General features: G+C 64.7%; 11 protein-coding genes. 2 read left to right on the forward strand and 9 right to left on the reverse strand.

Annotated elements, in window-relative coordinates; all coding sequences use genetic code 11:
- The first annotated feature begins 653 nt into the window (after nt 1-653).
- On the forward strand, nt 654-1,154 hold the full coding sequence (locus H6A15_RS04145; protein WP_204672447.1) for a SixA phosphatase family protein: 501 nt from the start codon (nt 654-656) through the stop codon (nt 1,152-1,154).
- 100 nt (nt 1,155-1,254) lie between these two features.
- Here the strand turns inward: H6A15_RS04145 and H6A15_RS04150 are convergent, their stop codons facing one another.
- From H6A15_RS04150 to H6A15_RS04180, 7 genes are all read right to left on the reverse strand, one after another.
- Entirely contained in the window at nt 1,255-1,944 is a 690-nt protein-coding gene (locus H6A15_RS04150; RefSeq protein ID WP_342635811.1) for a copper homeostasis protein CutC, read from the reverse strand.
- A 392-nt stretch (nt 1,945-2,336) separates the two neighbouring features.
- Nucleotides 2,337-3,437: a hypothetical protein gene (locus H6A15_RS04155; RefSeq protein ID WP_204672448.1), complete on the reverse strand. Its 1,101-nt coding sequence runs from the start codon at nt 3,435-3,437 to the stop codon at nt 2,337-2,339.
- 520 nt (nt 3,438-3,957) lie between these two features.
- Nucleotides 3,958-4,659, reverse strand: a complete 702-nt coding sequence (locus H6A15_RS04160) for an ABC transporter ATP-binding protein (RefSeq protein ID WP_204672449.1) — start codon at nt 4,657-4,659, stop codon at nt 3,958-3,960.
- Nucleotides 4,660-5,538, reverse strand: coding sequence for an ABC transporter ATP-binding protein (locus H6A15_RS04165; RefSeq protein ID WP_204672450.1), 879 nt, complete (start codon nt 5,536-5,538; stop codon nt 4,660-4,662). It abuts the gene before it with no gap.
- Complete coding sequence (locus H6A15_RS04170) at nt 5,531-6,613, reverse strand: branched-chain amino acid ABC transporter permease (RefSeq protein WP_204672451.1); 1,083 nt, start codon at nt 6,611-6,613, stop codon at nt 5,531-5,533. Before H6A15_RS04170 ends, H6A15_RS04165 begins: the two co-directional genes overlap by 8 nt.
- A gap of 9 nt (nt 6,614-6,622) precedes the next feature.
- Nucleotides 6,623-7,504 (reverse strand): branched-chain amino acid ABC transporter permease, encoded by an 882-nt coding sequence (locus H6A15_RS04175; RefSeq protein WP_204672453.1) that lies wholly within the window; start codon nt 7,502-7,504, stop codon nt 6,623-6,625.
- A gap of 84 nt (nt 7,505-7,588) precedes the next feature.
- Nucleotides 7,589-8,845, reverse strand: coding sequence for an ABC transporter substrate-binding protein (locus H6A15_RS04180; protein WP_204672455.1), 1,257 nt, complete (start codon nt 8,843-8,845; stop codon nt 7,589-7,591).
- Between the two features lie 408 nt (nt 8,846-9,253).
- Between H6A15_RS04180 and H6A15_RS04185 the strand changes: the two genes are divergently transcribed.
- On the forward strand, nt 9,254-10,591 hold the full coding sequence (locus H6A15_RS04185; protein WP_204672457.1) for a homoserine dehydrogenase: 1,338 nt from the start codon (nt 9,254-9,256) through the stop codon (nt 10,589-10,591).
- Between the two features lie 524 nt (nt 10,592-11,115).
- On the opposite strand, the gene H6A15_RS04190 is transcribed toward H6A15_RS04185, so the two are convergent.
- A complete protein-coding gene (locus tag H6A15_RS04190) occupies nt 11,116-11,343 on the reverse strand; it encodes a hypothetical protein (protein ID WP_204672458.1) in 228 nt (75 codons plus the stop codon).
- Between the two features lie 556 nt (nt 11,344-11,899).
- On the reverse strand, nt 11,900-12,484 hold the full coding sequence (locus tag H6A15_RS10395; RefSeq protein WP_204672459.1) for a sortase: 585 nt from the start codon (nt 12,482-12,484) through the stop codon (nt 11,900-11,902).
- Nucleotides 12,485-12,552: the final 68 nt, after the last annotated feature.

Consider the following 12,552-nt stretch of genomic DNA (forward strand, 5'->3'; position numbering starts at 1 on the left):
AGATGTGTATAAGAGACAGGCCCCGTGGCGTTCGGCCCCCGCGGCGACCCCGCGCCCCGCCGTCTCGCCAGCAAAGGACCGATACGACGAAGCGACGCCCATCGAAGCCCGCCCGCGCCGCGCGGCGTCAGACGTGCCCCGCCCCGCCTCATGAGGGCGGACCGTCGCTCCGTGTTCCTGAAGCTGGGCGTCGCGACGCGCACGGGCGAGCCTGATCTCTTTCGCGCGCGACGGGTCGACGCCCGACGCCGCCGGGGCCGCCGTCTGCCGTGAGGCGCGCCACGCCCCCTTCGCCATCTTCCTCGACGCCTCCCATGACGCCCGCCACGACGAGCGAGGGGCCGGGCGATACGTGGGACGCTGGTGCACCCCCGCGGCAGCGGCATCCCCGCGCCACGGCGTGCGGGCGCGCGAGAGATCCGATGCTCGGCGAGGTATCGACATGCATGCTCCAAGATGACGCGACAGGGTGATTCAGCTTCAACAATAGCCGCATTTCTCCCGTTCGGCGCCGTCATGCGCCCCGGGTGCGAATCTTTACGGTCCAAACGGTCGAAAAACCCGTTTCACCGGCTATTGTGCGACTACTATGGGAGGGACCGCCGCCCGGCGACGCCCGGCGGCATCGCACGTCGTCTCCAAAGGAGGGTTCCATGTCCAAGACGCTGATACTCGTCCGCCACGGCAAGCCGGAGCCTACAGGGCTCGGCAAGGCGGACTTTGAGCGCGAGCTCACGCCCGAGGGGGCAGCGGCCCTTGCCCGTCCCGACGGCTTCCCCCGGACCTTCTCGCTGCTCTCTGACGCCGAACGCGCCGGCGCAGAGGTCTGGGCGAGCCCTGCGGTGCGCGCCCAGCAGACGGCCCGTGCCGCCGCCCGCGCCATCGGGGTAGACGAGGTGCGATCATGCGAGGCCCTCTGGCAGCAAGACCACGCGGGCTTTATCGCCCAAGTAACTAAGAGCACGGCCCGCTGCATCGTCGCCGTGGGGCACATTCCCTTTATGAACGAGGCGACTGCCTTTCTTGCCGACGTCGCGGTGTCGTTCAAGCCCGGAGGTGCCGCCGCTCTCGAGATTCCCGATGACATGCGCCCCTCTGCGCTCGAAAAGGGCTCCTGTCGCCTGCTGTGGTTTGTACAGGGGCCCAAAGCCTAGGAAAGCCAGCCTCCCAAGAAGGCGGTTCACACGAGCCAAGCAAGAGCCCGACACCGCACGGTGCCGGGCTCGTCAGTTCAAACGTAGTCGGCGCGGCGCGCTACAGCTCGACGATCTTCGTGCCGTGCACCTCATGGGCGCCGAGCGCTCCTGCAACCGCCTCGGCGTTGGCGTGGGTGATTCCCGCGCCGGGCAATATGATCAGCCGATCGCCAGCGGCATCCATGAGCTCGCGCAGCCTGCCAAGGTTATCCTCGATGGGCGTGCCTGCCGGGCCACCGTGCGTGAGGATGCGCGAGAAGCCAAGGTCGGACAACGTATCGATTGCCAGGAGCTGCTCGCTTGGCGAGAGCTCGTCGAATGCCATGTGGAAGGTCATCTCGAGCTCCATGTCAAAGGCGTCCGCCGCGCTTTCGGCGACCGCGACGAGCCGCGTCAACGCGTCCGCGTCAAGCGTGAAGGAGCCGTCCTCCGCGCGCTCAAGACAGCCGAGCACGATGCCGTCGGCGCCCGCCTCGCATGCCGCGAATATGTCGGCTTCCATGATGCCGAGCTCTTCCTCGGTGTAGACGAAGTCGCCGCCACGGGGGCGAACCATCGCCATGACGTCGGCGCCATGCTCGTGAGCATACAGCACGGTGATCTCCATAACGCCCATCGACGGCGAAGTCCCGCCCACCGCAAGGTTGTCGCACAGCTCGATGCGACGCGCGCCCGCCTCGATGGCCCTCGGCACCAGCGTAAAGTTCTCTGCACAGAATTCGCGAAGCAGGTCCGTGGTTTGCGACATGTCAGGCTCCCCTCAAACGACGAACGCCGGACATCGCCCGACGGCCGGTCGGCTCGATATCAGAGACTATACCCACACGAATGCCTCGCCGCTCATGATGCTGTCGAACAATTCGCCCCGGCGGACATGTCCGCCCCTCTCAACATCGTCCAGCTGTGCAACCCGCCCGCAAAAGGGCGGCTCGCCACGCTCGGCATCATCCGGCTTCGCAAGCTGCACCCAGCGTGCCTGCCGTCCCTTTCGGCATCATCCGGCCGAGCCGCCCGTTCCCTGCTGGCACGCTTACCTCTCTCGACATGCAACTTTTTACGTTTTCTCGCCAAAAACGTAAAAAGTTGCATGTTATCTTCCGGCGATGGCAGGAAACGTAAAGATTTGCATGTTTATCCCGGCTAGGAATCGTCGGCAAGGCGCTGCCCCTGCTCCTCAGCCACGCGCTTGACAAGGTCCGGGTCGATGGGCATCACCGTAAATGACAACGCACTTCCCGGCGATGTCTTCGCGAGCTCGCGAACCTGTCTGGCCACCTCGGGCCTGCGAGCAATGTCATAGGCAAGCATTCGCTCCACAAAGCGCGTCGTGTCGTCGATGTCGTAGTACGAGAACCGCATGATCGGCTTTCCGTACAGCGTGAGCCGCGCCTCGCGATGTTGTTCGTCCGCCAAAGCGCGTACCGGCGAACGCCCGGCGAGCATAAGCTCGTCCTCGTACTTCTCAAAACCGTCGACCTCACACAGGACATCGTCACCTTTCGATGTCGCGAACACCATGTCGACGCGAAAAACGCTCGAGCGGTCCTGGGGATCGGGATATTCCACCTGAAGCCTCGGAAGCGCGAAGCCTTGCGAGATCGCGAGGGCTCGAACAGCCGACTCCGCCCAGCTCTCGCTGCGCGCATCGGCATAGGCGAGTATCCCTATCGCCCGGCGCGCTCCCCGATGGTGCACGCCCAAAGCCCTGATTGCACCCGATAGCTTGCGGACACTTGTCTTTCCCACCGCAAGCGCGCGATCCGCAATGGCCAAGCCGTCGGTAAAGGAGGCCGCCCTCAGGCAGTCCATAACCGTGAGCTCCAGTGAGGTCACCCGAATGCCTTGGACCGTTTTGGGTTCGAAATCTCCCTCGGCATGGAATCGAATGAGCCCGTCTCGGGATGACCTTCCGTAATGCCTTGTTGCCACATGGACCACATCTAGGGCTGCATACGAGACGGGAAGCCCCCACGCCAGCGCTGCCGACTCACGGCAAAACGTCCAGTCAGGATGCTTTTCCTGAAGGGCGCGGATTACATGAACGGCCTGCTCGTGGCGCCTCAGCCTCACCCAATATGAGCTGCGCGCATACAGCGTCTTTGCTGGCGATACCACCTCGCCGGCGTCGACGCGACGCCTCAGCAGGTTGCGCAGGCGGGCGTCCGACGCGACGAGACAGGAGCGCTTACGCTCAGAAGCCTTGAACAGGCGGTCAAGCTCTGCCGAAGCGGATGCACTCATAGCGACCCCTCCTCCTTGCGCGACGCCCGTGTTGTCCCGCATCGCGCCACATGCCTCACCTCTGAGGTCAATGGCCCAGGTCAATTGCTCGGCTCAATCTGCCGAGAGCGACACCGTGTATATACCTCTTAGCATGCAATTCTTTACGTTTTCTCGTCAGAAACGTAAAGAATTGCATGTTTATCTTCGGCGAGAAGAAAATTCGACGCGGACAAACAGCGAGACGCTGCGGTCAGCGCCGCCATCCCGCCGGCGGAGTGTGCCGCGGCGCCATCATTGGGCCGGGCAGCCCGCCGGCGGAGTGTGCCGCGGCGCCACCGGCGGGACACGCCACAGCCCCGCCACCAGGGCGCATAACAGCGCCACCGGCGGGCACGCCGCCGCTCGCCGGCGCCGAGCCAGATGAAGCGTCGGCAGCGGGACGAGCGGTACCGGCACCCCGACAAAACAGGACGCCCCGGGCAGGATCGACCTGACCGGGGCGTCTATGGCTCGATACGTTGGCGCTGCCCTGCCGGCGCTAGCCGCCCAGATAGGCCTTGCGCACGTCGTCGTTGTGCAGCAGCTCTTGACCGGTGCCGGTCAGCGTGACCATACCGGTCTCCATGACGTAGCCGCGGGTGGCGATGGAGAGCGCCGCCTGGGCGTTCTGCTCGACCAGAAGGATCGTCGTCCCCGCCTCGTGCAGCAGCTCGATGATCTCGAAGATCTGCTCGACCATGATGGGGGCCAGGCCCATCGAAGGCTCGTCGAGCATGAGCAGCTTGGGGTTTGCCATAAGGCCGCGACCCATGGCGAGCATCTGCTGCTCGCCGCCAGAAAGGGTGCCGGCAACCTGGCGGCGCCGCTCCTTCAGGCGCGGGAAATGCGTGTAGACGCGCTCCAGGTTCTCGGCGATGGTCTCCTTCGGCTGGGTGTACGCGCCCATGTCGAGGTTCTCCTCGACGGTCATCTGCGCAAAGACGCGGCGTCCCTCGGGAACGTGCACCAGTCCGTGCGCCACGATGCGCTCCGCGGGCATGTGCATGATGTCTTCGTCCATGAACTTGATGGAGCCGGAGCGCGACCGAAGCAGGCCCGAAAGCGTCTTCAGCGTGGTGGACTTGCCGGCGCCGTTTGCGCCGATGAGCGCCACGATCTCGCCGTCCTCGACGTCGAAGGAGATGTTCTTGATGGCATGGATCGCCCCGTACCACACGTTGATGTTGTATACGGAAAGCATTTACGCCTCGACCTCCTTCTTCTGCTTGCCCAGGTATGCCTCGATGACGGCGTCGTTTCGCTGGATCTCTTCAGGGGTGCCCTTCGCGATGATCTTGCCGAAGTTGAGCACGCAGATGCCCTCGCAGATGTTCATGACCAGGTTCATATCGTGCTCGATGAGCATGATCGCGATATGGAACTGGTCGCGGATCTTCACGATGTTCTCCATCAGCTCGGCGGTCTCGGACGGGTTCATGCCCGCCGCGGGCTCGTCAAGCAGCAGCAGCTTCGGGTTGGTGGCAAGCGCGCGCACGATCTCGAGGCGGCGCTGGGCACCGTAGGGCAGCGACCCCGCCTCGTTGCTGGCGAGCCCCGTCATGTCGAAGATGTCGAGCAGCTCGAGGGCGCGCTCGTGGTAGTAGCGCTCGCTCTTCCAGTGGTGCGGCAGGCGCAGGATGCTCGTAGCCATGCCGCAGTGGCGCTGGTTGTGCAGGCCCACCGCCACGTTCTCCTCGACCGTCATCGAGTTGAACAGGCGGATGTTCTGGAAGGTGCGCGCCACGCCCAGCTGGTTCACGCGCGCAGGATTCATGCCTGCGGTGTCGTGGCCGTCGACCATGATGGTGCCGCGCGTGGGGGCGTACACCTTCGTGAGCAGGTTGAAGACGGTGGTCTTGCCGGCGCCGTTCGGGCCGATGAGGCCGCAGATCTCGGTCTTGCCCACCGTGATGTTGAAGTCGTCGACCGCCTTGAGGCCGCCGAAGTCGATGCCCAGATGCAGGCACTCGAGCGCAGGAGAAGACCCCAGGTCGCGCTCGGGCATGATCGAAACGCTCGGCACGGGCACCATCTTGGTGTTCTTGCGACGAGCCTCGGCGAATTCGGAGAACTTACTCATCGGCCTCACCGCCTTCCGCGGCTACGGCAGGAGTCGCCTTGCTGAAGCGGCTGCGCAGCGCATCGGCCGCACGCTGGTAGATCTTAAGGTGCGGCACGACCATCACGAGAATGAGCACCACGGCATAGATGAGCATGCGGTAGTCGTTGATGGGACGCAGCAGCTCGGGCAGGACCGTAAGGAACGCGGCCGAGATGATGGAGCCCCAGATGTTGCCCATGCCGCCCAGGACCACGTACACGAGGATGAGGATCGACTGGTTGAAGTCAAACTGCGACGGGGTGATCGTCGAGTAGTTCATGGCGTAGAGCACGCCCGCCGCGCCCGCAAGCGCAGATGCCACGGTGAACGCGATGAGACGGTACTTCGTGACATTGATGCCCACGCTCTCGGCGGCGATGCGGTTGTCGCGCACGGCCATGATGGCGCGGCCGTCGCGGCTGTGCATGAGGTTCAGGACGATGGCGACGGTGATGAGCACCAGCACGATGCCGATCACAAACGTCGAGACCTTGTCGATGCCCACCGCGCCCTTGGGGCCGTTGATGAGAATGGTGCCCTGCTGCATGCCGAGCGAGGCGGTGTCTTGCATGGAGAAGTGCAGGCCCGCGTCGTCGACGCCGATATAGAAGTTGTTGAGCAGGTTCTTGATGATCTCGCCAAAGGCCAGGGTCACGATAGCAAGGTAGTCGCCACGAAGGCGCATGACGGGGATGCCCACCAGAAAGCCGATGACGCCCGCAGCGAGCGCGCCCACGATGGCGGAGGCCACGAAGAGCAGGAGCTCGGACTCAAGCCCCAAGCGGGTGAGGCAGCCGGCGACGATGACGCCCGTGAAGGCGCCGACGCTCATGAAGCCGGCATGTCCGAGCGACAGCTCGCCCGAGACGCCGACGACCAGGTTGAGCGACACGGCAAGGCAAACGTAGGCGCAGATGGGCACCAGCTGGCCGGACAGCGAATTCGAGATGAAGCCGGCGGCGTCGAGCACCGTCACGGCGATGAAGGCCACGATGACGATCGCGTAGGTGAGAATGGTCGAGCGCGTCTGCGGCTTGATGTTTTTAAAGCTCATGACAATCACCTACACCTTCTCGCTCACGTTTTTGCCCAACAGGCCCGCCGGACGGATGAGGAGCATCACGATGAGCACCGCGAAGACCACCGCGTCGGCGAGCTGCGTGCCGATGTAGGCGCGCGCGAAGATCTCGATGATGCCCAGCAGCACGCCGCCGAGCGCGGCGCCGGGAATGGAGCCGATGCCGCCGAGCACCGCAGCCGTGAAGGCCTTGATGCCGGGCATGGAGCCGGTGGTGGGCATAAGGGTGGGATAGGCGGCGCACATGAGCACGCCGGCGATGGCGGCCAGGCCCGAGCCGATGGCGAACACCATGGAGATGGTCGAGTTCACGTTGATGCCCATGAGCTGGGCGGCGTCGCGGTCCTCGGAGCAGGCACGCATGGCCTTGCCCATCTTCGTCTTGCCGGTGAACAGCGTGAGCGCCACCATGATGATCATGCAGGCGGCGATGGTGAGCACGGCGGTCGCGCTGATGGTGAGGCGGCCGTCGAAGAGCTGCAGCGCCGGGAGGCTGATGATCGACGAGAACGACTTGGGGTCGGAGCCCATGATGATGAGCGCCGCGTTCTGCAGGAAGTAGCTCACGCCGATGGCGGTGATGAGCACGTTGAGCGATGGGGCCTCGCGCAGGGGCTTATAGGCCAGGCGCTCCACCACGATGCCGAGCACGGTGCAGCCCACGATGGACAAGAGCACGGCGGCGATGACGGGAATCCCCAGATAGCTTACGGCGCAGAAGCAGATGTAGGCGCCCACCATGATGACGTCGCCATGGGCGAAGTTGAGCATCTTGGCGATGCCGTACACCATGGTGTAGCCAAGCGCGATGATCGCGTAGACGCTGCCCAGACTCATGCCGTTGATGAGGTTGGCAAGTACCTCCATGTCCCCTCCTTTCAATAGGAAAGCGGAGACCACCCTGCCCAGGTGGCCTCCACTCACAACAAGTGCGTCAGATGGCTGGATCCCTTAGGCATCGAGCGGCATGTACACGCCGTCCTGGATGACCATGCCCATGGGCTGCTTGGAGATCTCGCCGGTCTCGGACCAGGTAGCGGCCTCGCCGCCGGTGGTCAGGCCGGTGTAGGAGAACTCGCTCGAGGTGAAGACCTCGACCAGGGCGTCGCAGATGTCGGAGTAGTCCATGTCTGCGGTGACCTCGGCCTGCTCGATGGCCTGGCGAAGCGCATAGATGCAGTCGTAGGAGTCGGCGGCGAACTGGTTGGGGGTCTCGCCGTAGTCCTCCTCGTACTTGGAGACGAAGGCCTGGGTGGCCTCGTCCTCGGCGGTGGCGACGAACGGGGTCAGCAGCATGCAGCCCTCGGCCAGCGAGGTGTCGAAGCCCTCGACGGTCAGCAGGCCGTCCATGCCGTCGACGCCGAACCACTTGGGCGCATAGCCCATCTGGTTGGCCTGGGTGAGGATGAGCGAGATGGGGGTGTAGTAGATCGGCAGGAAGACCAGGTCGGCGCCGGCGTTCTTGGCGTCGTTCAGCTGCACGGAGAAGTCGGTCTGGGAGTCCTCGGTGAAGGTGGTCTCGGAGACGATCTCGAGGCCGTACTCGGAGGCCTGGTCCTTGAAGCTCTGATAGATGCCGGTCGAATAGGTGTCGGAGTTGTTATAGATGATGGCGATCTTGGTGCCCAGCTGCTGCTCGGAGATGTACTGAGCGGACGCCGCACCCTGGTTGGGGTCGGTGAAGCACATCTGGAAGACGTTCTCCTTGCGCGGCTCGGCAACGTTGCCGTCCACGTCGGGCTGGCCGCCGATGACGTCGGTCGACGAGCCGGACGGGGTGATCTGGAAGAGGTTGTCCGCGTTGGTCTCGGAGGACACGGCCACGCACGGGGTGGAGGTGGTGGTGCCCATGAGGATCTGCATGCCCCAGTCCTTGAGGTTGTTGTAGGCGTTCACGGAGCGCTCGGCGTCGTTCTCGTCGTCCTGGAAGTTGAGCTCGAACTGGATGTCGCCGCCCTCGGCGTTGATCTCGTCGATAGCGATCTGGGCGCCGTGCTGGCAGGCATTGCCATAGATGGCCGCGGCGCCGGTGATGGGTCCGATGCCGCCGATCTTAAAGGTCGCGCCGCTGGCGTCGGAGCCACCGGTGCTGCCCGAGCCGGCATCGCTGGAGTTGCAGCCGGCGAGTACGCCCGCCGCGCCCACGCCTGCGAGACCCATGATAAGGCCCCTGCGGCTCACTGCTGGATTGAAGTTGATGCTCGACATGCGACTCTCCTCTCGAACACACCCGGCGCGCGGGTGGCTGTGGATGATACCCCCACCCCAGTGCGGACGCCTGGGACGAACCCCATGGCGAATCCCCCAAATGCCCTGCTTATGGTGGTTTTGCTAGAGTACTCGTTTTTTTGACAAAACGTAAGGCACCCCCGGACTAAACGGGTGCGCCACGGGGTAAAGGACGGCGCCGCCGCAGCGAACGACAGCTGTACCTGCGCATTCATGGGCCTCAAACTCCCGAGGAGCGTGTTACATCTGTGTTTCACGACGTCAAGCGGCAGAGCGCGCGCCTCGAACCCACCGCCCAACAGGTATACCTATGGGATACTTAGCAGACACGGCCCGGGGATCGCCCGCGGCAGCGCGCGGCGACGCGCCCGACTTCAAGGAGGCAGCATGGCAGAAACAGACCGCACCGTGAACGTAGGACTCATCGGCCTGGGCACCGTCGGCGGCGGCGTGGCGAAGGTCATGGCGCGCCATCGCGACGAGTATCGCTCCGCATACGGCATCGACGTGCGCATCAAGCGCGCCTGCGCCCTTGAGGAGGAGCGCGCCCGCGAGCTGGGCTTTGAGGGCGACGCCTTCACCCAGAACTGGCAAGACATCGTCTCCGACCCCGACATCGACATCGTGGTCGAGCTTATCGGCGGAGAGCATCCCGCGACCGAGATCTTCGAGGGCGCCCTCGGCTCGGGCAAGCACGTGGTGTCCGCCAACAAGGCGCTGCTGGGACGTCACGTCGAGCGCCTTGCCGGCATCGCCGCCGAGCACGGCGTCCAGATTCGCTGCGAGGCGTCCGCCGGAGGCGGCATCCCCATCGTGAACGCGCTCGAGCATGCCCTCGTGGGCAACGAGGTGCTCACCGTCGCGGGCATCCTGAACGGCACCACCAACTACATCCTCTCCCGCATGGACGCCGAGGGCCTCGACTTCGCCGAGGTGCTCGCCGACGCCCAGCGTCTGGGCTATGCGGAGGCAGACCCCACGGCCGACGTCGACGGCTTCGACGCCGCAAGCAAGGTCGCCATCCTCTCGTCGATCGCGTTCCACACCCGCGTGACGACCGACGACGTCTTCATGGAGGGCATCCGCGACGTCTCCGCCGCGGACATCGCCGAGGCGCGCAGCATGGGCTATGTGGTCAAGCTTCTGGGCATCGCCCGCAACACCGCCGAGGGCGTCGACGTGCGCGTTCACCCCACCATGCTTCCCGCCGACCACATGCTCGCCGGGGTCAACGGCGCCATGAACGCCGTGTATGTGGTGGGTGACGCCGTGGGCGAGACCATGTTCTACGGCGCAGGCGCGGGATCCTTCCCCACCGCGAGCGCCGTCGTGGGCGATATCCTGGCGCTGGCCGACGCCATCTCGCACAACGACCATGTCCAGGCAGAGATCAAGCCGTTTGGCCGGGTGCTCCCGCTGAAGTCGATCGAGGGCCTCTCGACGAAGTACTACATCCGCCTCGCCGTCGAGGACCGCGTGGGAGCGCTCGCGCCGGTGGTCGACGTGTTTGCCCGCCACCAGATCTCGATTTCGCAGATCAGCCAGCTCGCCGACGCCGACGAGGGGCGCTGCTCGGTGGTGTTTTTGACCCACAAGGCGAGCGAGCGCGACGTCGCCGCGGCCCGCACGGAGCTCGAATCGCTTGATGTGGTCGAGCGCGTTGCCAGCGTGATTCGCATCGAAGACGTCGAGGCCTGGAGCGAGGGAGCAGAGGCGAACGAATAGCAGCGGGCATATCCCGCCCCTCTGCGAAGGCGAGCGCCCGCCATGACGGCAGGGGCCCACGGATTGCGCGCCCGGCCCCTTCGGGAAGGCGAGCGCCGGTGCTTGGGGCTCCGGACGGGCCTTCAGGCGGAGGGCGGCTCCCGCGGCCTCGAAGCGAAACCTGCACGGACGGTCCCACCCGGCCTTCACCGGTGGGACCGTCTTTCTTTGCGGCGCGGTGACAGGGTGGGGCATCCCTCGCTCGGACCTCGCCGGTGCGAGGCGCCCTGCACCCCGGCAGCCAAGGTCCCGCATTCGCCCACGTCCCTTGGGGTCGCTTGCACGCTCACGGGAGAGAAACATGCAAGTCTTTACGTTTTTTGCTCAGAAACGTAAAGACTTGCATGTTTTGCTCGATATGCCGAGTCGAAACGGGCTCCCCCATCATCGTTGCGGATCGGCCCTCCGTTGTTTGCCAGCCCCTGCGTCACCGCACGCCTGCCATCTGGCATCGCTCCTCGCCGGGCTTGGGCGCCGGCGCGGCGTCAGGCCTCATACAGGCGGCAAAGCTCGCGCATCGCCGCGTCCCCCGGCACGAGCTCGCGCACCTCGCCGCGCCAGGCATCGTCAAAATGCCGGTGGGCGGCGCCCAGCAAGTCGCGGCGCACGACGGCGAGCGCGTGGGGCCAGCACAGGCTCGGACCCTCGCCAAGCAGCCTCATCGCCGAGACCAGGCCCTCGCCTCGAGGCGCGCCGTCAGAGACTCGAGCCATCGGGTCTTGCCCGTCTGGATTTCGCCCGTAAGCAAGTACAGCATTGCCCTCATGCCCCCTTTCGGCAGCCACGTCGCGCCCGCCATGACCGCGGCTTCCGACCAGCTTCACGTCCCTGCAGCCACCTTATCATCCGCCAACGCGGACGCGCCGCCCACCCTGCAGGCGTCTTCCGGTTCGTACGATGTGGGCCTGCTGTGGCAGCATGCATTAATTCTGGTGCGCGGTGCATGCCCTTCGCTGGCGAGGGGAACGCCGGAATAGGTTTTTTCAACTAGAGGGTCAAATCTGTGCAAAAAGTCGATTTGTCGGTCAAGTCCACACCCTGGAGCAGCTTCTGCATAAACGTTTCCGCAGGATTTAGTTTACTAACACCCTGTTTGATCGTATGCAATCCCCTTGTCTTGGCGAAATGACGACCGACAAATCGACTTTTTGCACAGATTTACGAACAGGCGGCGAAAAAGTCATCGCAGCCGCCCGCGGACGTCTTCATTCTATGCAATTGTGGCGTCAATCTATGCATTTCCCGCTTCGACCTGTCGCCGGCGTGGCGCTACTCGGTCTTCGAGCAGCGAACCGCCACGCGCGCCCGGCTATCGTAGGTGCATGTAAACAGCGTGAGGTCCCAGCCCTTGTCCGCGTCGTCGGGGTCGCCCACCATGAGCTCGATATCGGTTGGCTGGACGGTTTCGACGCTTGTCACCTCGTAGGTGAACACGTTGCCCACCGTGTCGGTAAAGATGACCTCTTCGCCGCCGGACAGCTGCCAGAGCGGAGAGAAATGCGAGCGATAGCTATGCCCGGCGATCACCAGGTCGTCTGCGTAGGCAGAGCCGCTGTAGCGGCAGGGCGCTATGTCGAGGCGGGCGTAGCTCCAGTTGGACATGACAGGCAGCTCCAGATCCAGAGCCGGCACGGCGACGACACCGATGTAGTCGTTGTCTTGGATCTTGACCGCGGGCATGCTTGCCTCCGGGTCCAGCGAAGACGAGTCGATTGCCTTCGCCTGCACGGGAAACTCCTCGAGCACCGACGCCGCGGCAGATCCCGCCCGGGCATCGAGCACCACGTTGACCCCGGCAAGCACTGCTGCAGATAGCACCAAGAGCGCCCCTGCGACCATAAGCGATACCGCCACGATGCGCGTGCGCGACCGCCTCGGCGGACGGTCCTGCACCGCACGCCGCGACGCGGGGCGCAGGGACG

Origin of the sequence: Enorma phocaeensis, from assembly GCF_016901575.1 — a bacterium.
GTDB classification, from domain to species: domain Bacteria; phylum Actinomycetota; class Coriobacteriia; order Coriobacteriales; family Coriobacteriaceae; genus Limicola; species Limicola phocaeensis_A.